This is a genomic window from Sanyastnella coralliicola (assembly GCF_030845195.1).
Lineage (GTDB): Bacteria > Bacteroidota > Bacteroidia > Flavobacteriales_D > Sanyastnellaceae > Sanyastnella > Sanyastnella coralliicola.
Window position 1 is genome coordinate 502,560 of sequence record NZ_CP132543.1, and the last position, 21,415, is coordinate 523,974.

Annotated in this window: 18 protein-coding genes; 8 read left to right on the forward strand and 10 right to left on the reverse strand. The window is 46.6% G+C overall.

Annotated elements, in window-relative coordinates:
- Positions 1-23 precede the first annotated feature (23 nt).
- The 4 genes from RA156_RS02085 to RA156_RS02100 all read right to left on the reverse strand — a co-directional run bounded on the left by RA156_RS02085 (position 24) and on the right by RA156_RS02100 (position 4,372).
- Entirely contained in the window at positions 24-911 is an 888-nt protein-coding gene (locus RA156_RS02085) for a hypothetical protein (protein ID WP_306642390.1), read from the reverse strand.
- Between the two features lie 3 nt (positions 912-914).
- On the reverse strand, positions 915-2,012 hold the full coding sequence (locus RA156_RS02090; protein WP_306642392.1) for a site-specific integrase: 1,098 nt from the start codon (positions 2,010-2,012) through the stop codon (positions 915-917).
- 179 nt (positions 2,013-2,191) lie between these two features.
- Entirely contained in the window at positions 2,192-3,562 is a 1,371-nt protein-coding gene (gene mnmE, locus RA156_RS02095; protein ID WP_306642393.1) for a tRNA uridine-5-carboxymethylaminomethyl(34) synthesis GTPase MnmE, read from the reverse strand.
- 57 nt (positions 3,563-3,619) lie between these two features.
- Positions 3,620-4,372: a hypothetical protein gene (locus RA156_RS02100; protein ID WP_306642394.1), complete on the reverse strand. Its 753-nt coding sequence runs from the start codon at positions 4,370-4,372 to the stop codon at positions 3,620-3,622.
- 384 nt (positions 4,373-4,756) lie between these two features.
- Between RA156_RS02100 and RA156_RS02105 the strand changes: the two genes are divergently transcribed.
- Both RA156_RS02105 and RA156_RS02110 read left to right on the forward strand, forming a co-directional pair.
- Entirely contained in the window at positions 4,757-5,122 is a 366-nt protein-coding gene (locus RA156_RS02105; RefSeq protein ID WP_306642395.1) for a hypothetical protein, read from the forward strand.
- A gap of 2 nt (positions 5,123-5,124) precedes the next feature.
- On the forward strand, positions 5,125-5,502 hold the full coding sequence (locus tag RA156_RS02110) for a hypothetical protein (RefSeq protein WP_306642397.1): 378 nt from the start codon (positions 5,125-5,127) through the stop codon (positions 5,500-5,502).
- Positions 5,503-5,667: 165 nt separating this feature from the next.
- Here RA156_RS02110 and RA156_RS02115 read toward each other — a convergent pair whose 3' ends face one another.
- Together RA156_RS02115 and RA156_RS02120 are read right to left on the reverse strand one after the other, a co-directional pair.
- Positions 5,668-5,877: a YgaP family membrane protein gene (locus RA156_RS02115; protein ID WP_306642398.1), complete on the reverse strand. Its 210-nt coding sequence runs from the start codon at positions 5,875-5,877 to the stop codon at positions 5,668-5,670.
- A gap of 407 nt (positions 5,878-6,284) precedes the next feature.
- A complete protein-coding gene (locus RA156_RS02120) occupies positions 6,285-8,036 on the reverse strand; it encodes a hypothetical protein (RefSeq protein WP_306642400.1) in 1,752 nt (583 codons plus the stop codon).
- 556 nt (positions 8,037-8,592) lie between these two features.
- Here RA156_RS02120 and sucD point away from each other — a divergent pair.
- Positions 8,593-9,462, forward strand: a complete 870-nt coding sequence (gene sucD, locus RA156_RS02125; protein WP_306642402.1) for a succinate--CoA ligase subunit alpha — start codon at positions 8,593-8,595, stop codon at positions 9,460-9,462.
- Here the strand turns inward: sucD and RA156_RS02130 are convergent, their stop codons facing one another.
- Complete coding sequence (locus tag RA156_RS02130) at positions 9,463-10,836, reverse strand: Gfo/Idh/MocA family protein (RefSeq protein WP_306642404.1); 1,374 nt, start codon at positions 10,834-10,836, stop codon at positions 9,463-9,465.
- Positions 10,837-11,264: 428 nt separating this feature from the next.
- Between RA156_RS02130 and folK the strand changes: the two genes are divergently transcribed.
- From folK to RA156_RS02155, 5 genes are all read left to right on the forward strand, one after another.
- Positions 11,265-11,768: a 2-amino-4-hydroxy-6-hydroxymethyldihydropteridine diphosphokinase gene (gene folK / locus RA156_RS02135; RefSeq protein ID WP_306642405.1), complete on the forward strand. Its 504-nt coding sequence runs from the start codon at positions 11,265-11,267 to the stop codon at positions 11,766-11,768.
- 47 nt (positions 11,769-11,815) lie between these two features.
- Positions 11,816-12,382: a deoxynucleoside kinase gene (locus tag RA156_RS02140; protein WP_306642407.1), complete on the forward strand. Its 567-nt coding sequence runs from the start codon at positions 11,816-11,818 to the stop codon at positions 12,380-12,382.
- A 240-nt stretch (positions 12,383-12,622) separates the two neighbouring features.
- Entirely contained in the window at positions 12,623-14,515 is a 1,893-nt protein-coding gene (gene sppA, locus RA156_RS02145; RefSeq protein ID WP_306642408.1) for a signal peptide peptidase SppA, read from the forward strand.
- Between the two features lie 2 nt (positions 14,516-14,517).
- Positions 14,518-15,066, forward strand: coding sequence for a TrmH family RNA methyltransferase (locus RA156_RS02150; RefSeq protein ID WP_306642409.1), 549 nt, complete (start codon positions 14,518-14,520; stop codon positions 15,064-15,066).
- On the forward strand, positions 15,059-16,093 hold the full coding sequence (locus tag RA156_RS02155; protein ID WP_306642410.1) for a DUF6089 family protein: 1,035 nt from the start codon (positions 15,059-15,061) through the stop codon (positions 16,091-16,093). The genes RA156_RS02150 and RA156_RS02155 overlap by 8 nt, the downstream gene beginning before the upstream one ends.
- A gap of 294 nt (positions 16,094-16,387) precedes the next feature.
- Here RA156_RS02155 and RA156_RS02160 read toward each other — a convergent pair whose 3' ends face one another.
- The 3 genes from RA156_RS02160 to RA156_RS02170 all read right to left on the reverse strand — a co-directional run bounded on the left by RA156_RS02160 (position 16,388) and on the right by RA156_RS02170 (position 21,363).
- Positions 16,388-18,442, reverse strand: coding sequence for a M48 family metalloprotease (locus RA156_RS02160; protein WP_306642412.1), 2,055 nt, complete (start codon positions 18,440-18,442; stop codon positions 16,388-16,390).
- A gap of 102 nt (positions 18,443-18,544) precedes the next feature.
- Entirely contained in the window at positions 18,545-20,248 is a 1,704-nt protein-coding gene (locus tag RA156_RS02165; protein ID WP_306642414.1) for a hypothetical protein, read from the reverse strand.
- A gap of 146 nt (positions 20,249-20,394) precedes the next feature.
- Positions 20,395-21,363 (reverse strand): acetyl-CoA carboxylase carboxyltransferase subunit alpha, encoded by a 969-nt coding sequence (locus RA156_RS02170; protein WP_306642416.1) that lies wholly within the window; start codon positions 21,361-21,363, stop codon positions 20,395-20,397.
- Positions 21,364-21,415 lie beyond the last annotated feature (52 nt).

Genomic DNA, 21,415 nt, shown 5'->3' on the forward strand with positions numbered 1-21,415 from the left:
TAATATAGAGCTGGTTCACTTTGTTACTTCAGTACCCTATCTGCGACGTCGCTAAGTTCTTGTATGTTAAGGTTTTTCACTAGGGATTGAACCCTCAATCGATACTTTGTGTTTGTTTGCGATTCTTCCAAAAAATTGGAAAATTGATTCAAAATGCTCTGTGTGTTACGGTCTGTTGCAACTGAAATAAGTTCTGCCACGGCCTGTCTTGAATTAATACTGAAGTTATCCGGCCATGAATCAAAACTTTCGATAATCACATAGAACAGCATCAAAGACTCAGTAATTGTAAGTCGTTTCTTTGAAGTCGACAGTTTACTGCGAGAATCAAGCCATCTGTTAACTATTATTTGTTTCGTCCCATCGATAATCTGCTGGAACTCATTTACGACATGATAAATGAAATCAGGGAATTCCTTTGGGTCGGTGTAGAGTTTTTGCTGATGATTTAAAAAATCTTCAATATCCCAATGACTTATATGACGCAACTGAAAGCCCATAAGAGGACCAACAATGCTTTTGTCTTCGTTAATAGAGATATTAAAGCTTTGCTCATAACTGTATGTGTCGCCCTCGATAAACCCATTGAATTCGGTCGCCTCAGGATTGATACAGAAGTATTTCATCCACGTCAAGCGTGATGTTCTGCCTTTAAATACTGTGTGTGGATTAAAATTATTGTTCAATCTGTCCCTTCCTCCGAGGGCATTGATTTCATCCTCGCTCAATGGTTTGCAGCGGTTAACTATTAAGTCTTCAATTAAAATTTTGAACTCGACGAACAGATAACTCAAATGAGCCTCATTGTCGAGGGGGGTCTTTAGGATTTCATTTATATAAATGTCCGAAGGGTTCAGTTCCAAACCTACCTTCGGTCGCTCCATAAGGTGAAAATCGATTCTGGCTTCCACAGTCTATAAGTTGGGTAGTTTATCAATCGCTTCTTGCTTGGTTCGATCCATGACCTTGGCATATATGGCCGTTGTTTTTAAGTCTCGATGACCAAGTAGTTTTTGAATGGTTGCAAGATTTGTGTCTTCGTTGAGTAAGACGGTGGCAAAGGTGTGTCTTGCGCAATGAAAGGTGATCTTCTTGTCTATTCCAGCCCTTAGCATCCATCGCGAAAGCTTGATGTTCATCTCAGAGCTGTATTTCAATCCTCGAAACACACGGGCATCGGGATCCAGAGGTTCTCCTGCAAGACGGAAGGCTGTTTCATTCAAAGGAATGGAAACGGTGTCTTTCGTTTTTCGCTGCTGGACTCGCACAACAGGTTGATCTGGCTTGGACATGTCAATGTGCCGCCATTGTAGTTTCATGAGGTCGCTATGACGAAGTCCTGTAAAGCAAGAAAAAAGGAAGGCGCGTTTCAAGATTTCTGAGTCACATTCAGCGTAGAACGCGCGTTCGAGTTCTTCTTTGGTAAGAAAAACACGTTCTGCGCCTTTGTCGATAGAAAAGCTCTTTACCCCCTGAGCCGGACTATGGGCAATGATCTTCTCGTTGATGGCCTGATTGAAACAAGCCTTGAGTTTATTGAAGTAACTGTGCTTGGTCGCTTGAGATAAAAGCTTGTAACCACGACCTCGGTGTTCTTTGTCAAGGTACTTGCGAAATCGCATGACCCATTCACGATCGATATCCTTAAAACGAATGGGTTCCTCTATATAGTCTTCAAGAATTTTATAGACGCTGTCCCAATTCCCAAAGTTCCCTTTTGATTCAAAGCGCTCATCGGCGAGTTTCCTGAAATACGGTAAGAACTCCGTTTCAACTTGGAACTCTTGAAGCACACCTGCGCGTTTTTTAGCTTCAAGTAGGTGGCGTTCGGCACAAATGTCATCCGCTAGTAGGCGAATCTCTTTATTATGTTTTCGCTCCTGTGCGTCTTTGGGTTGGTTAAAGACTTTTAGTTTAAGCGATTCCTTCTTCCGTTTCCCTTTGTGATAGATATCCAAAAAAAGGGTAGAAGTTCCATTTCCCATGTCTTTTTCTCTAACCGTAACCTTCATAGCAATGTATTTGTCTCATTTTGTCCCACAGGGGTGAGGTGGGACAAAAATGGGACAAAAAATTGATCAAAAAAGCTAAATATTGAAAAATGGGACAAAAATTGAGGGGTTTTTGTCTCCCTTGTAAACTGCTATTTGCCTTGTTTATTCTAGTGTTACAGAGTAGTGCTTAGTAAATATCACTTCCCAATACAAAACTTCCCAAAAATATTCCCCAGCAAATCATCCGTCGTGATCTCGCCGGTGATCTCGCCGAGGTGATGGAGAGCTTTGCGAATATCTATCGCCATAAGGTCGCCAGGGATGCCGGTTTCCATGCCGGTGAGGACTTCCTGTAGTGTGATGCGGGCTTTGGAGAGGGCTTCGTGGTGGCGGACGTTCGTCACGATGCTGTGTTCTTTGCTGACCGCTTGGAGGTTGCTGACATTGATGAGGCTCTCTTGGAGTTCGAGTAAGCCTTTCCGCGCTAGCGAAGAGATAAATAATACCTCAGAAGGATAACCGGAAAGATCCACTTTCGATGCGTCGATTTTGTTTCCGACGATGAGTAGTTGTTGTCCTTCAGTGAGTTCTTGGTTGAGGGTGGTGAGCTCGGTTTCGAGTTGGCTTGGCGAAAGCTCATTTACATCGAATAAGTAGGTGATGATATTCGCTTCGCGGAACGCATTCATGCTTCGTTCGACACCGATCTTCTCAATAACGTCTTCGGTTTCTCGAATCCCGGCCGTATCGATGAAGCGGAATTTGATGCCATCGATGACCACGAAGTCTTCGATGGTGTCGCGTGTGGTACCTGGAATGTCTGAAACGATGGCACGCTCTTCATTCAATAAGGCATTGAGTAGGGTTGATTTCCCTGCATTCGGTTTACCAATGATGGCTACTGGGACGCCATTCTTAATGGCATTTCCCGAACGGAAAGAATCGATCAAGGCAGTGATCACACTGTTGATCTTCAGTAGAAGATTCGTGAGCTCGGTTCGGTCAGCGAACTCCACATCTTCCTCAGAAAAATCAAGTTCGAGCTCAATCAGAGAGGCGAAGTTGATCAACTCTTTTCGTAGTCCAGCGATTTCTTTCGAGAAGCCACCACGCATCTGATCTAAGGCCAACTCATGTGCGCCTGCACTTTCAGCTGCAATCAGATCAGCTACCGCTTCGGCTTGACTTAAATCCATCCGACGATTGAAGAAGGCGCGGAAGGTGAATTCACCACGCTCCGCATAACGACAACCGTTCTCGACAAGGATGCGCAGGATCTCTTCTTGGATATAGGTAGAACCGTGACAAGCGATCTCGATCACATCTTCTCCGGTGAAGCTGTTCGGACCTTTAAAGACGGTCATCACTACTTCATCTACCACGCGTTCGCCTTCCATGAAGCGACCATATTTGACGGTGTGACTCTTGGCACTAACCAAGTCTCCGCTAAATAATTGATGGCAGAGGTTGATGGCATCAGGACCAGAAACACGGATCATCGCAATAGCACCCATCCCTGGGGCTGTCGATAAAGCACAAATCGTTGAATCGTCAGCATGGAAAAACATGCTGCAAAGGTCGTAATTCGAATCTTAGAAAGAGATAAAAAGAATCGGGGAGTGCGCTTAGCGCATCAGAATCTTCCCACTGTAGTGAACTCCAGAACCATTCAGCTGGTAAACCACCACACCTGATTCATCTTCTTCAATGAAGTTCTGTCCAGGCTGGATTTGCTGTTGGTCGAGAATTCTTCCGTCAAGCGCGAACGTCGTCAAGGAAACAGGAGGGAAGTTGTCTGGCAGCTGAACTACCATACCACCATTCACTGGGTAAATAGACGGACGAGCTTCCGCAACGCTTTCTTCGACGTTGACTCCAAGCAGTTGAAGAATCGCTTGGTTGATGTGTTCCATAGTCTCTTCCATAGTCTCTTCCATTGTTTCGCCCCAAGGGTCATATACAACAGAAGCATCAGGACCAATCACTACGAACATCGGGTAGCCAAAGAAGACACCAAATTCACCAGACATATATGGTTCAATCGCTTCATCAGCACCTCCATCCATAGAGACCATCGGAAGCTCAAAGCCTGTCTCATACGATAACTCCTGCATGACTTCATCATTGTCGACGCCAGACATCATCATAAATTGAACCGGTACTTCTTCGTCCCAACTTTCCAAAGCAAAATCCTGAAGTGCAGGCAGCATCTCATCTACTAGAGGAGCCCCAACATAGATCATCCCGATCACCACTACTTGATCATACTGCAGGTAATCCTGATACAGATGATGATTTTGTCCGTTGATGTCGGTCACAGAGAAGTTTGGAGCATACTGGGCCACCGCTTCGGTCGCCATCGAAAGTGCTCCTAACATGATCGTTAGATATGTAATTACCCGTCTTGTCATTTCTCCAGTTAAGCCTGTCTGAATGAAATACAAGAGGTGATGTTTTTACCCTACCCTAGAATTTGAGTTTTTATTCCGGCGTCCGGCGTCCGGCTTCCGTGGGGTGGGGAAAGTGTACTTTAGACAACATTGGTGGACGGGGTTTGGTTGAACGTTGAATGAATGGAATGTTCGTGGTTCGTAGATAATAGTGAATGCCAATTCATTATTCATTAATCACGAATCATTATTTATTATTCTTTCCGTCCACCGCAATCCGCAATCCGCAATCCGCAATCCGCGTTCCTTCTACTCCTTTTGGGGGAAGAATCTCTTTCCCAAATTCCCGACCTTCGGACAAACCCTTATCTGATGCCGAAAATCAAAAACATCGACTTGGAGATCACTCCTGGGAATAGTGCGAGTGAAGTCAAGGTGTCGTATTCGATCGAGTTCGATGCCGATGAAGCTGGAAATAATTTCGAAGAGACGATTCTGCTATTCTCACATGATCGGAACATCTTGAACTACATTGGAAAGATTATCGGTTACCTCGCGAAAGACGAACCTATCCAAGCCGAGGCGGGAACGATTCACCGAAGCTACAGTACCTACTTCTCCAATGCAGATCTGAATGAAGATCCATCGTATAAGGATGATTACTATGCGGATATCTTCGTAGCACCAGTAGCGAAATCTGGGAGTGGAAGATCCAATGTTATCGAACGAAAATTCTAGTCATGGCGCAACCAAGAAATGTACGCTTGGCGATCGAAAACGCCAACACCAGAAGACTCGACGTCACGGTCGAATACACCCTTGAATCGAGTGCTGCAGAAGCCAGAGAAGAGTTCATCGAACGCATCGAACTCTGGGGCGACGATAAAATGTTCAACGGCAAAGACGACCGTCTTCTCACCTTCTCCAACCGCACCATCAACCCCCGCGGACAAGAAAGCTGGGATCGCTGTATCACTGGTTCTGTGATCAAAGACATGCTCAACGAAGACAAAACAGGAAAAGATGAAGTCTACGCGTTGGTCAAAATTGAGCCCAAACACAAACAGGCAAGAAAATGCTCAGAGATTGTGAGGGTGAAGATTCGGAAGAACGGGTGATGTGGTGAGTGGTGAGTGGTTCGTAGTGCGTGGTTTGTAGTTCGTGGTTCGTAGTGCGTGGTTCGTAGTTAACAGCGGATGCTAAATCACAATTCATTAATCATGAATCATTATTTATTATTCTCTCGGTCCACGGTCCACGGTCCACCGTTTACAGCTTACAGCCTACTGCTTACGGCGCTTACACGTCGACATCCCAAACATCTTATAAATCGGGCATACCCCAGTGATTGAAGTCAGCAACATGATTCCGCCAACGGCGAGAACGATGTAGCCTAGAATTCCGCTTACTAGTCCGGAGAAATACATCATCGAAGCCAAGATGGCGATCAAGACACGAACGATGCGGTCGATACTACCTACGTTTTCCTTCATGGTTCGAAGGTAGGGAAAAGGTGGGAGGAACGCGGAACTAGGAATGCGGATTGCAGATCGCGGATTGCGGTTGAATGTTGAATGAATGGGGTAGCGTGGACTGTGGACAGTGGACAGTGGACTGGAACTTTCGTCGCGCCTTGCGCAACTCGTTTTGATTTAAGGTCACATGTAGAGATTGCCCCGTGGGCAATCTAGTGCAGTTGAGATGTCAATAAACGGCGAAATCCGAATCACAATTCATTAATCATGAATCATTATTTATTATTCATCCGGTCCACGGTCCACGGTCCACGGTCCACGGTCCACCGTCTAACGCCTATAGCCTAACGCCTAACGCCTTGAGTAAAAAAACGCGAAACCCAAGACACTCCCAGATTCCGCGCTTCTCGACTCAACATTCCGCGTCAATCACAAACTAGCCCGAAGGACGCTAGGAATGTTAATAGATCTCCAGCATCTACTTGGCCGTTGCCGTCGAAATCAGCTTGACAGTCGCTGACGTAGATACAGCTGGAGTCGTCACAAGTGGCTTGTGGATCGTAGTTAGTCGCAGTTGGATCCATACATCCTGGGAGGCCGCAGGTACCGTCGTCTTCAACGGCGAGTGGACTGTAATTGCAGGCCCACTCGTAGGTGCAACCGACACTAGCGCAGATGAGGTAGGCGTTGTTACATAGGTCATCCCATACACCAGTAGTACAGTATCCGTCTGAAACGAGGATTTCTAGCATACAGTAGTAGTCAATCGGTGCGCTGTAGAATTCAGGTGCTTCGCAAGCGAGAATGGCCGGACCAATATTATTTCCATCAGGAATGTACCAAGTGGCATCAGGGCAGCCGAGAGCGCAGAGGTTGTACATTTCTTGCGCTTCATTGGTCCAATCAATGTTGGCGAAGTCGTTGTTTGATAAGATCACTTCGAGAACACAGTCTTGATCAGCTTCCCAGTATCCTAATGGACGAGAACAAGCGTATACGGCTGGATTAACACCTATTCCTGGAATGAGTGGGATGTACCACTCGGCTCCGAAATTGCAATTCAGAAGACATTGCTCGTAGACATTATTGAGAGCTAATGACCAGTTGTTATCAAAGAAATCAGGGTTGTCAACGATGATGGGTTCGAGACAAGCTGCATCGGCTAAGTAATAGTCGTTCCCTGGGTCATCACATGAGATAACGGCCGGCAAGATGTCCGTTTCATAAGGCAGCCAGTAGTCAGGGGAACTGCAACCGTACTGACAGAAGTTGTATGCCTCTTCACAGATCACCGTGAAGTCACTGGTGAGGCAAATACTGAACAGATCTGAATCGAGTATAGATTCCAAGCAGTCTTGATCCGGTACGTAGTAATCTCCTGCTGGCGGACAACCATATTCCGCATCCAACAACGTGGCATCATAAGGTAGCAACCATTGAGCGTCTGTACAGCCAAAGGCGCACCAGTCGAAGGCTTCATCACAGGTTTCATTCCATCCAGAAACGAGACATTCTGGGTTCGCTGCAATGGTCTGTTCAATGCATTCTTGATACTGAGGGAAACTCATATATCCCGCCGGTGTTTGACAGGCATAGACCGGAGGATTCGCCCCAGGGAAGATGGGAATGTGCCAGTTACCCAAACAACCTAAAGCGCAGAGATCATAGGAGTTTTGACAAAGAACATCCCAAGCATTCTGAGTACAATAGGTGTCGCTCTGCAACACCGTAATGAGACATGTTTGATCAGCCGGAATGTAATAACCTTCAGGCACGTTATCGGCACATCCTTGAATAGCAGGCGCACTTGCTGAATCATAGGGTACCATCCAAACCAACTCATCGCATCCCAGGCATGCTTCATAGTCATTCTGGCAAATGGCGTCCCAATTGGTGTTCACGCAATACGGATCGAGCGCAATCAGCGTCTCCAAACAATCCTGATTTCCAATGTGATAAACACCCGGCTGAGGGTTGGCACAAGAAAGAATGGCGGGTCCATCACCAGGATTGAATGGAATGAAGATGTTGTATTCGCAGCTACCGTCATCATTCACGGCGTTAAGGTCATAGTTACACGCTAGGGGGTCAGTACAACCGTCTTGGGCTTGAATAGAAATCGCACTTAGTGTGCACGCCAAAATGAGGCCTAAGAAATGTAGAATTCGAGTTTGCATCGTTGGTTAGTTTGTGGTTTTGTCGTCAACGAAACTAGGTGATTGAACTCGGTCAATTGTTCTTCAATGCTATGTTTTTGAGGTGGTTAGGTGTAAAATCAGTGTATTCCCTGAAGTTTAACTCAGGGTTTTCCCGGAGGGGGAGACGGAACGCGGATTGCGGAACGCGGATCGCGGAAGAGGTTTGCGGATTGCGGTGGACTGTGGACCGTGGACTGTGGACTGAGGCTTTCGTTGCGCTTTGCGCAACGCCCTTGATCTAACAACAGACGTAAAGATTGCACCGAGGGCAATCTGGGTGTAGACAGTTCGTGGTTCGTGGTTTGTAGTTCGTGGCTAATAGTAAATCATTATTCATGAATCACGATTCCTTATTTATTATTCCACCGCGATCTACGATCTTGTTCCCGCGATCCGCATTCCGCGATCTGCGAACCTCTTCCGCGATCCGCAAACCGCGATCCGCGTTCCTCTCACAATCTTTCGTCCAATCCCTGTAGATTTTCCTTTTTCCTTTCTATTTTCGCGCTCGAATTCACGTAGAAAAAAGATACCAATGAGCGTACTTGTCAATAAAGATTCAAAAGTGATCGTACAGGGCTTCACGGGAAGCGAAGGAAGTTTCCACGCAGGCCAAATGATCGAATATGGAACGAACGTCGTAGGAGGAGTTACTCCAGGAAAAGGCGGGCAAGATCACCTTGGTAAGCCAGTTTTCAATACGGTAGAAGACGCTGTGAAGGCTACTGGAGCAGATGTATCAATCATCTTCGTTCCACCAGCATTCGCAGCGGATGCGATTCTTGAAGCTGCTGACGCAGGAATCAAAGTGATCGTTACCATTACAGAAGGTATTCCAGTGAACGACATGGTTCGCGTGAAGAAATACATCGACCAACTTGATTGTACGATGATCGGACCTAACTGTCCGGGAATCATTACTGCTGGAGAAGCGAAGATTGGTATCATGCCAGGATTCATCTTCAACCCAGGACGTATCGGTATCGTTTCTAAGTCGGGTACATTGACTTACGAAGCAGTTGACCAGATCACGAAAGCGGGTATGGGACAATCAACAGCAATCGGTATCGGTGGTGACCCAATCATCGGAACTACAACTCTAGAAGCTATCCAACTTTTCATGGACGATCCTGAGACTGACGGTATCGTAATGATCGGTGAGATTGGTGGTGACCTTGAGGTGAAAGCTGCACGTTGGATTAAAGAGCACGGTACGAAACCAGTAGTTGGATTCATCGCAGGGGAGACAGCGCCGAAAGGACGTACAATGGGTCACGCTGGAGCGATTGTTTCTGGTGAAGAAGAATCAGCGCAAGCGAAGAAGAAAATCATGCGTGAATGTGGAATCCACGTGGTAGATTCTCCAGCGCAGATCGGTGCTAAGATGGCTGAGTTGATCGGTTAATCAACCGCGCATAATTTCTAGATCTCTTTTTACCTTCCAAGTGCCTGCCGTAAAGTCAGGTACTTCGATTGATGCACTGTTCTGAGCAACTGAAAGCTCAGAGAGAGGGGTAATCGCGCTCCAGAGCATTCCGTCATATACATTCAGATCAAGAGGCAATCCTTTATTAAGGCAGTCAATCAGGCGCCACATCATAATAAAGTCCATCCCTCCATGTCCGATACTCTTGGCGCGTGCCTCGTCACCCATGGTTTTCCAGAACGGGTGTTTGTAACGCTCACGGTATTCTTGGTAGGTCGTTTCATCTACCCACTGATGCCAATCCCATGTTGGTCCGTGATCGATGTATAGCTTCGAAGGGTATCCTTGATGCACCGCCTTGGTACCACATACGGTATTGATGCGTGAGTAAGGTCGTCCCGTATGGGTGTCGAATTGCAACATGATCGTCTTCCCACCGAAGGTGCGGATCAAGGTCGTATTCATATCCCCCTGAGCAAACTGTTGAGGAAGCTCGGTTCCCGCGGTAGCGGCAGACAAGGCAGCCTCACGCGAACTCATAGAAACCAAATGACTGAAGTAGTCACCACGTCCAATATCAAAGTACATCGCTACCGGACCTAATCCATGCGTGGTATACAGGTTCCCATTGCGGTCTTCATGATGATACAAGCGCCAACGCTCATGGTAATACTTCTCATCAATCATTAGCTGACGGAGGTCGTGTATGTAAGCACACTCGGCATGGGTCAAATCCCCAAAGACACCTTCAGAGATCATCTGTAATACCCACAGTTCTTCATCGTTGTAACAGCAGTTTTCCAACATAATGTGGTGCACTTGCTTCTCTTCAGCCAACTGGATGATCTTCCAGCAATCTTCTAAGGTGTATGCAGCAGGAACTTCCGAAGCCACATGCTTTCCTTGTTCCATGGCATATAGGGCCATCTCGGCATGCAACTCCCAAGGAGTACAAATCACCACGAGATCAACGTCTTCACGCTCCACCACTTTCTTCCAACCGTCAGGTCCTTCCGCGATAGCGTCAGGAAGCACCGTTTGCTTACCAGCCAAGGCAATGAACCCTTCGGCCACTTTCTCTTCAGAAAGATCACAGATGACACTCACATTAGCTTGTCCGTTCTTGATCAACAGCTCGAACATATCAAGCAAGGTCTTCCCACGGTTCCCAATCCCAATCACCGCCACATTCACGGTCGGAATCGGATCCACAGCCAATCCAACGGCACTACCCGTACCCTTGGTTTCATTTAATAATTCACTGAGTTGATCGGTGGAGACTTGCGCCCCCGTCGGAAGAGAGAAGAATGCGCCTAGCCCAGCGCTGAGCTTAATAAACTCGCTGCGTTTCATAGTGTTGGTGTACTCGTTCGTTAGCTGAGTCACGAAGTTAGTGATTGCGAAATGAATTCAACTCACCCTTTGGAGGGATTGCGGGGAGTGGATCGCGGATTGCGGATTGCGGAATGCGGATTGTGGTGGAACGTTGAGTGTGGAATGTTGAATGAAGGAGGTACTCGTGGACTGTGGACCGTGGACTGTGGACTGGAGCTTTCGTTGCGCCTTGCGCAACGCTTTAACGCCCCCTTCGAATGTAGAGATTGTCTCGTGGGCAATCTGTTCCTTATGAGTTCGTGGTACGTGGTTCGTAGTTCGTAGCTAAGAATGATTCAATTCAAAATTCATTAATCACGATTCATTATTTATTATTCCTTGGGTTCAGCATTCACTTACGCCTTAAGCCCTAAGCCATACGCCCAAGAGTCATATCTTTGCCCGCCATGCACAAAGTCACCCTAGGAATCGGCGGAAATCTCGGACAGCGAGAGTTGTTTCTTTTGTATACAAGGAAGCATCTGGCGAACTACGTGGGTGCGCTATTGGCGGAGAGTTCGATCTATGAAACAGCCGCTTGGGGAATGGGGGATGCTCCTGATTTTTTGAATCAAGTGGTGATCTGTGAAACGGCGATGTCTGCGGACGAAGTGCTGAATGAGATTCGTTCGATTGAACGACTGTTAGGTCGAAAACGATCGGCGAAGGATGGGTATCAGAGTCGGACCTGCGATATTGATATTTTGCTTTTTGATGATGAAGTTATCGATCAAGCAGACCTATTGGTGCCGCATCCTGGGATTCCGAAACGTCGGTTTGTGTTGGAACCTTTGAACGAACTCATCCCTGATTTCATTCACCCAGTTCATGGAAGTTCGATAGCTTCGTTGTTGGAAGCTTGTGATGATAATACGGAAGTAAAGAAATGGCCCTCCCATACAGTTATATAACGATCGAAGGTAACATTGGTGCCGGCAAAACTTCTTTGGCAACACGCTTGGCAGAGAAGCACAATGCGCGTTTGGTCTTGGAGGAGTTTGCCGAAAATCCGTTCCTGGAACACTTCTACAAAAACCCTGATCGATACTCCTTTCCGGTAGAGCTAAGCTTCCTCGCTGAACGATTCAGCCAATTGAAAGAGGTACTGGCCAGCAGAAACCTCTTCCAAAGTGAAGTGGTATCTGACTACTTCATCAACAAATGCTACATCTTCGCTCGCGCCAACCTGCAACCAGAAGAGTTTGACCTCTTCATGCAGCTCTTCAAAATTGTAGAGAGCAACATCCCGAAACCGGAACTGCTTGTTTATCTCTACCTCCCCATCGAACAACTGCAAGCCAACATCAAGAAACGCGGTCGAACCTTCGAGCAAGAGATCACAGACAAGTACCTCAAGAACATCGACAAGAGTTACTTCACCTTCATGAAGCAACACCGCAAAATGCGCACGGTCGTCATCGATACCTCAGACGTTGATTTCGTCAACAATGAAGATGACTTCCTTCGCATGGAGGAGTTGATTCGGGCGCCATACAAAAGAGGTGTTACTCGGGTTAAAGCTTGAGATCCGGCGTCCGGCATCCGGCGTCCGTGCTTGTTGCTTGCCGCGATCTGCATTCTGTAAACTGCATTCACACCCCTTGAGCTAACCTTCTACGTGTGCACTTCACGGATGCCGGATGCCGGACGCCGGGGTCACCGAGTCCTTCAAAAGAACCGTTGAACTACTCCCTTTTTCCACTCACCAAAACCCTTGTTTCTCTTGTGAATCCTCCTTCTATCTTTGAGCTTGTAAAGATGTGCTATGAGTAAAATGACATTCGGAAAAACAGTGTTCGCTTCACTATTAGGAAGCGCACTTTCATTCTTAGCAGTAGGACTGCTTTTGATCTTCATCGTAACGGCGATGATTGGAGCTGCAATTAGCGGTGCCATGCAGGATATTGAAGGAGGCAAGAGTGTCTCAGTCAAAGATCAATCTGTACTTCACATTGAGTTGAACGACCCCATTGTAGAACGTGGGAATGACAAAGATTTCAAATTCAACCTGAATACATTCGAGCCTGAGGTAAACTTAGGACTGAACCATATCCTTGAAGACATTGATGCGGCAGCGGGAGATGATCGCATTGAAGGGATCTTCCTTGATTTGAGTGGTGTGATGGGGTCTCCATCAACGCTTCAGGATGTCCGCCAAGCGATTGTGAAGTTTAAGGAAAGCGGGAAGTGGGTAATCTCTTACGGAGAAGGATACACGCAGAGCGCTTACTACATCGCTTCAGCTGCGGATGAGGTGTACCTCTACCCAGAAGGACAAATGGAATTCTTCGGTTTGTACACTGAGCTGATGTTCTTCAAGAATATGTTAGATAAGCTCGAGGTAGATGTACAAATCGTTCGTGGTCCGGGTAACAAGTACAAGAGTGCTGTCGAGACCTTCATGTTAGACGAAATGTCTGAAGCAAACCGCGAACAGATTGAGGCTTTCCTTGGTGATATATGGAATCAGATGGTCATCGAAATGGGCGCTTCACGAAACCTGTCTTCTGATCAACTGAACACACTAGCAGATAACCTTGAAATCGGGTTGGCAGAAGAAGCTGTTTCCAATGGATTGATCGATGGTTTGAAGTACCGCGATGAAATTCTTGATATGCTGCTTGAACGTTCTGGACGAGCCATAGAGGAAGAAGAAAAAGAAGAAGGAGAGGAAGAGAAGAAGCGAAAGTGGGATTTCTCTGATGATGGCGAGGTTCGCTTTGTGACGCTTCAAGATTACCACTTCGCTGGTGGTAAGACTGACTTTACGGAGATGGAAGAGTCTACTGACGATGAAGTAGCAGTGATTTATGCTGTAGGTCAAATTCAAAGTGGGGAAGGAGACGATCAAACGATTGGTTCTGATCGTATCGCACGTGCGCTTCGTGATGCGCGTTTGGATGACGATGTGAAGGCAGTCGTTCTTCGCGTGAATAGCCCTGGCGGTTCCGCGCTAGCGAGTGACGTAATCTGGAGAGAAACACAATTGATCAAAGAAGCAGGCAAGCCATTTGTGGTTTCCATGGGAGACCTAGCGGCTTCAGGTGGTTACTACATTGCCGCAGGAGCAGACAAGATCTACGCCAACGAAAATACCATCACAGGTTCGATCGGTGTATTCGGCATCATTCCGAACATGGAGAAGATGTTTGAGAACAAGATCGGCATCACCTTCGATCGCGTAAGCACCAACGGTCACGCAGGAATCCTTTCTGCTACTCGTCCGCTCGCTGAAGATGAAAAAGAGTGGATTGATGAAATGATCGTCGACGTTTACGATGAATTCTTGCAGCGTGTTGCCGAAGGAAGAGGCATGACAACAGCAGAGGTTGATTCCATTGCTCAGGGTCGTGTTTGGTCTGGAACAGCAGCTAAGAAGATTGGTTTGGTTGATGAGTTTGGTGATCTAGAAGACGCTATCGCGGAAGCGGCTACGATGGCAGAGCTAGAGAACTATGAAGTGAAAGATCTTCCACGCATGATAGATCCATTTGAAGAGCTATTGAAGGAATTCGGTGCGACGGCGCAAATGAATGCCTTCATTGAAGAAACAGGAGTGGATGCTGCGTACATTGATCAAATGATGCAAGTGAAGAACATGGCTACTGGTGAAGAGATGATTCAAGCGCACATGCCATACTTCTTCGTGATCAAGTAATCGTGAGAAAGAAATTAATACTGAGCGACCTCGGTCGCATGACTGAAAACGCGTTTAAGGAAGCTAACAAGCTTCCTTTTCGCATTGTACTCGATAACATCCGCAGCGGAAACAACATTGGTTCGGTATTCCGCACCGCCGATGCGTTTCGTCTGGATCAAATCGTACTAGGAGGAATCACCGCGAAACCACCCCATCGTGATATCTCGAAAACCGCTATTGGCGCCGAGAATAGCATGGCATGGGAACACTATGAAGACTTGCCCGCACACCTGCGCTCAATGCAACAGGAGGGCTGGAAAATCGCGGTCATCGAACAGGTGGAAGGATCAACGATGTTGGAAGACTGGAAGCCTTCTTCAAATGACAAATGGGCCGTGGTCATGGGGAATGAAGTCAAGGGGGTAACACAAGAAATTGTAGACCTCGCAGACTTGATCATTGAGCTACCTCAATTTGGGACCAAACATTCCTTGAACGTTTCCGTATGCACAGGTATCGTCGTATGGGAATACATGCGTTGCACAGGACTTTCGAGTCTAAATGCGTGATAGCTCGACGAAAGTGTTATTTTTGAGTGCATTGAGACCGATCCGTTACATAGTGTTGCTGGCTTTCGCCTTGGCGTCAATGTCGTCTTCTGCCCAGTTTTTCGATAAAGACAAATGGGAAGACAACCGCCATCAGCTGTCGATTGGATTTGGTGCTTCGAACTTCCTAGGTGAGCTAGGAGGGAAGGACGCTATCGGTACCGATGACTTCCAGGACCTAGAGTTGAGTGAAACCCGTTGGGCGGCCACGATCGGCTATAAATACACGCTCTACAAGCAAATCCACCTTCGCGGAGACTTCAGTTTTCTCCAAGTTCAGGGAGATGATAAGTTGACGGAAGAACCCTTCCGAAACAACCGTAACCTCAACTTCCGTTCGAACATTTGGGAGTTCGCCTTGATGGCGGAACTAGAGCTTCCTATCAACAAGAAGAAAGGACATATCTACGACATTAAAGGAGCCAAAGGATGGCGCTACCAAGGAAGTAGCTTCTATGTCTTTGGGGGATTGGGTGTATTCAACTATAACCCAAAAACACTCCTTGATGGGCAGTGGATTGAACTTCGTCCGTTAAGAACAGAAGGCCAAGGATTACCTGATGGTCCAGATGAGTATGGACGATTCTCCATGAATATTCCGCTTGGTTTGGCTTACACCATGCGCCTCTCACACCAAATGAGTTTTGGTATCGAGGTCATGTACCGCTACACCTTCACTGACTACATCGATGATGTAAGTACAGACTATTTTGATCCAAACGATATCCAACTATACCTCGGTGGCGACGAAGGGGAAGTAGCCTACTACCTCTCCAATCCAGCCCTAGGTCCAGCCCAAGGCGGACTAGGAAGCAACGTCACAGCCCCAGGTCAACAACGCGGTGACCCCACAGATGATGATGGGTACATGACCGCAACGTTCAAAGTACACTTCCTTCTGGCAGATCAGTACAAGAACAAATTCAACCCAAAGCGCCGCAGATATAAGCCGGCACGCCGAGGGCGTTCAAGGAAGATTATCTTTTAGGAGTGGACCGTGGACCGTGGACTGTGGACTGAGTTTTCGTTGCGCTTTGCGCGACGCTTCTTTCTCTTGTAACGATGTAGAGATTGCCCGGTGGGTAATCTGGTTGAAGGGAGTTCGTGGTTCGTGGTGCGTAGTTCCTGGTTCGTAGTTCGTAGTTCGTGGTGCGTAGTGAATGAACATTCACAATTCACTAATCACGATTCCTTATTTATTATTCTTCCGTTCCACAGTCCACAGTCCACAGTCCACAGTCCACCGTCCACCGTCTACCGTCCACCGTCTACCGTCTACCGTCTACTGCTCAATGACCAACGTCGCCTGATACTCAATGAGATCGCGGACGTAGTTATCGTATTTCATCCTGACGGCACCCATGTAGGCGTGTACTGCCATCCATAGTGCATTGATTGATTCTTCATTGTATTCACCTTGAGAATGGTATCTCCATGTGCGGGAAAGAAATGTTTCCAGGTGGGTTAGAAGGTCATTGTGGAGTTGCGATTTAATTCGATCGTCATCAAGCAGGGCTTGGGCCTTCTCTCTCAATTTATCTGTAGACTCTTTGAGCAATAGAATCTGTCCTCTTGTTTGACTCTCGTCGTGTGGTTGGCCAATGAACTCAAAAAACTTGAAGATGCTACTGATGACTTCGCTCTCTTCCTCTTGCAGATTCTCAATGCCGAACCACTGGGCATAGTGATCCTTAAGCTTCTGCTTTTGTTCTTCAGTTTTTGCTGAGCCTAAGAAGAATTGGTAAGCCTCGATATCAAAAGTCTTGACCTTCTCCATGCGTCCCTCAGCCTTCTTTTCGAGTATACTGATAAGTGTCTTAGCCTCCTTCCTTTTGAATCGATTGCCATCATAATCGAAGGTCTTCACCGGAATTTGCTTTTCAGAGATCTGTCGAATTATTTCAAGATCATCGTTGAGTGTTTGCATTTCCTTCACAAAAGCAGCGCGTTCATCAGTAAAGATGTTGGATAGAGTCAGGTGTTCTTCTCCTCGCTCCACTGTTTCAAGGTCAAAGATCAGAGGCGCGTGGTTGTCGTAGTATCCGTTGAATATCTCAGGCAAATCATTCGTTCGGAGCTGCTCTATGAAATACTCCCGGAACTGATTCGGACTAATCGCTGTTCTGGATGCTCCTTCATAAGCTTTATCGAAGAGCTGCTTCGTCACCTTCTCTTGTAATGAACGGATATCTGCGAACAATGACTGGGCACCGTCGTTGTGCTGTGGCTCAGCATCCAACCCGGTTGCAGTCATTCGGTCAATACGATCTTTCATACTTGGATGCGAGGCCCATTGATCTTCAATAACGAGTTTGGATGTATTAAATGAATCAAGCTTTTCTAGGGTAACCACGGGCAAACCTTTACGAAGTTTGAGTTCTTCTTTCTCAGCAATGTGCCGCATTACGAAAAGCTGTTCATCAAATAGATTCGAACTGGTCAATTGACGCTGATCTCCATTGTAGAACTCGAGTACATGATTCTGGCTGCTGTCGGCTAATGTCAATCTTAATAATGATTCCTTCAATGGAATGTATCCCGTTACACAAGCCGCGATTTCATCGGCATGAAACTCCATTTCACGAGATAGTGCCATGTAATTTTTGTTGACTACTCCATAAACGGTCGAAAGTAGCCATTGAATCCCCTTGATGACTTGAACAGCCAAGGTCACTATGAAGGCGATGATAGCACTCCATGAAGCCCAACTTTCTACTGCCTTGCTGAACCCGTCGTTCTCGTAAATCATGTTGTAGACTGCTCTATTCACGTGGTAGATGTAGCTTCCTACCTTCATTGACTTTTGAGAGAAGTGTCCGAATTCGTGAGACAGAATGGCTTTCAATTCATCCTCCGTACAACTGGCAACCAATCCTAAGCCAATCGTGAGGTTCTTCCTCGTTGGAATGAACATGCTCCAGAAGTTCGAGCTGAAGAAAACGTAAGCATTCACTTCATGAGAGATGTAGACATGCTTCGGAAACGACGTATCTACTTGCGCAACGATGTCATCGATCATTGCGAACAGCTTGGGCTCATCATCTCGTTTAATCTCCATAAGGTGAGAGCGATCAACTTTCTTTCCAGAGAATAAGAACTTGATCAGGAAAATGAGAATCAGAACTCCAAAACTGGCAACACCTAATCCCAAGATTAGAGAGATGATTCGGGGAGCTGCGGCTACAATGGCGATACCACCAACAGCACAAGCGGCCGTGAGGGCAAGCGCCAATACGAATACGATGAGATAGATGAGCAAGAAGAAAGCGATTCCGTAAATCGATCGGCGGGCCATTTTCTTGAACTCAGGGGTAATTTGGACGTCCTGTACGTTCATTTCAGTTAATTAATGCTAGTTCCGAATTTAGCAAACCCAAACAGAAACGCACAAAAAAAGGCCCCGCTAAGCGAGGCCTCTTCATATCGTTGGTTCTCTTTCTTAGAAAGTGAACTGGTCTTTGTAGTTGCGGAATTCAAGATCCATTTTCGCTTTGTTAGCGAGTGATCCGTCTTTCTCTACTGCTTTCGTTAGGTTGCTAAGTACGTCAGCTCCTGAGTTGTTGCGAGCAGCGATGATTGCACGTAGGTAATCAGCAATTGCTGAATCGTCTCCTGATGCGTCCATTGTAGACTTTGCTCCTGAAACATCACCGTTCAATACCTGTGCTAGTGCACGGTTGAATGTGTTGTTGTTACCCATGTTGCTGATTGCTGAATCGTAGTCACCAGTTTGGATCATCACGATTCCTTTGTTGTAGTTTACTGCTGAACCTGCAGCAGAAGCTCCGTTGAACATCTCCATTGCTTTCTCGCGGTCTCCTTCAAGACGAGCGATACACCCAAGGTTGTTCATTGAAACGGCGTTGCTTTCTAGGTTGTTCGCTTTTTCGAACTGGCTCTTCGCCTCACCCATCTTGTTCTGCATCATCAAGCAGTACCCTACGTTGTTCGCAGCACGGTAATCGTTCGGGTGAACACGCTCAGCGTTCTCGTAAACCTCTAGCTTGTCGTTCAAGTTTTCGAACAACGTTGCCGCAAATAGAAGCTCTTCGATAGTAAGGATGTCTGGGTTAGACTTCGAAAGGTCAATCAACTCAGCATCAGTGTATCCTTCTACGTCGTAGTTAACTACGATCTGTGAACGACGAAGTGATGGAAGGATGTCTTTTTCGATCTCCTTGTATGTCTTAGAGATGTTCTTGATCTCCTGCTCGCGCTTGTTCTTGTCAGAGTACATTGAAAGAACTGAAAGGATCAACTCTTTGTCTTCAATGCTAGACTGCTGCATCAATTCCTTGAATCCCTCCCAGTCTTCACCCTTAGGAACGTTCATGTAGAATGCATCCGCGTTTTCAGGAGCGATTTTACGACGCTTCATTTCCTTCGCGATGATCTTGTTCGCAGACTCAGCACGTTCTTGTGCAAGGTCTTCGTTCAATGTGATCTCACCTTCTGGAGATGCGTATGCTTCAACGTTTGTTCCTGTGATCGTGATGCTGTCATGCTCTGCAGCGAACTTCACGAACTCTGCCATGTCTTTGATGTCTTGGTCACGAAGCTCAGAAGAACGTACGCTTGAAGAGTTGTAAGCGTAGTTTACTGTTGCTTCCTTCGTGTATGAAAGAACACGCTGGAAGTTGTCTTCAGCGATCAAGAACATATCGTCACTCTGTACCAAATATGGAGTAGTGATTACCCCAGTTCCTACAGGTAGTGGATCGAATGTCGCAGCTTGATTTCCTTTAGTACCAGAAATACGTAGCTCCAATGTCGAGTTCTCCATTCCTGGCTCGAAAGGAACGCTCTCAGTGTATGAGAAGCTCTTTCCTGCTTCGTAAGGAATCACTTCGTAGTTACCAGCAGCGTCTTCACCTTGGTATCCTTGCTTTGGGTAAACTGACTCACCGCCATCGTATACCAATACTGGAGTAGCTTCTACTACTACTTTCTTGTGGAAGTACTTCTCAGGGAAACGTCCTGTGATGTTCACCTCAACCATGTCACCACGTACGATGAGTGGTTCTGGCTCTGCTTTGGCATTCAATTCTTCGATGTGCTTTTCCATCTTACCAAGGCCTCCACAGGCTGATAGAAGAAGCGCAAATGCTACGAACGAAAAGACTTGAAAGATCGTCGTCTTCATTAGGAAGGGGTTTAATTAGGTATTCTTAATTACCGATTCAAAATTGCTGCAAAAGTAACATTACCTGCGGAGTTTGCGAAATAGTTCTCCGTCAGTTTTTGTTCATAACAGCATATGCTTCAGACGTTCCTATTTAAAGGAGGTCACTATTTTTTTCCTTCGAATACGCCCATCGCACTAAATTTCTTGATGCGTTGGTCGATTCGCTTGTCTGCCTTGGTTTTCATCAACTTGCCAAGGTGCGCCTGAATCTCCTTTTTGACGATGCCAAACATCGCATCAGGATCAGTGTGTGCACCACCCAAAGGTTCGTTGATGATTCCGTCAATCAATCCGTTAGACAGCATGTCTTCTGAAGTCAACTTCAATGCACTTGCTGCTTCCTTCTTGTAGTCCCAGCTTCTCCATAGGATAGATGAACAAGACTCTGGAGAGATGACGCTGTACCAAGTGTTTTCCAACATCAATACGCGGTCACCAATTCCAATTCCCAAGGCACCTCCAGATGCACCTTCTCCAATGATGATGCAAATGATTGGAACACGAAGGTTGATCATCTCAAACAAGTTGCGTGCAATCGCTTCTCCTTGTCCGCGCTCTTCCGCTTCTAGTCCTGGGAAAGCCCCTGGAGTATCAATGAAGGTCACAACTGGCTTGTTGAATTTCTCCGCCAACTTCATCAGACGAAGTGCTTTGCGGTATCCTTCTGGATTCGCCATTCCGAAGTTGCGGAACTGACGCATCTTGGTATTCACACCTTTCTGCTGTCCAATCAGCATAACTGATTGGTCACCAATCATTCCGAAACCACCAACCATCGCCTTGTCATCTTTGACAGTACGATCTCCGTGGAGTTCAACGAAATTTCCATCAGTGATGGCTTCAATGTATGATAGGGTATAAGGACGTTCAGGATGACGTGAAAGCTGTACACGTTGCCATGGAGTCAGGTTCGTAAAGATCTCCTTGGTCGTCTCTTCGATCAGGCCTTCCAGCTCCTTCGTGCGGCTGCTGATATCGCCTTTGATCTGGTCTTTTTCACTGAGCTCGCGAGTTTTCTCAAGCTGCTCTTTTAGTTCCTTGATCGGTTCTTCAAAATCGAGGTAGATCGCCATATGCAAATGGTTAGACCGCGCAAGTTACGAAACCCATTCTTTCTCGCGCAAT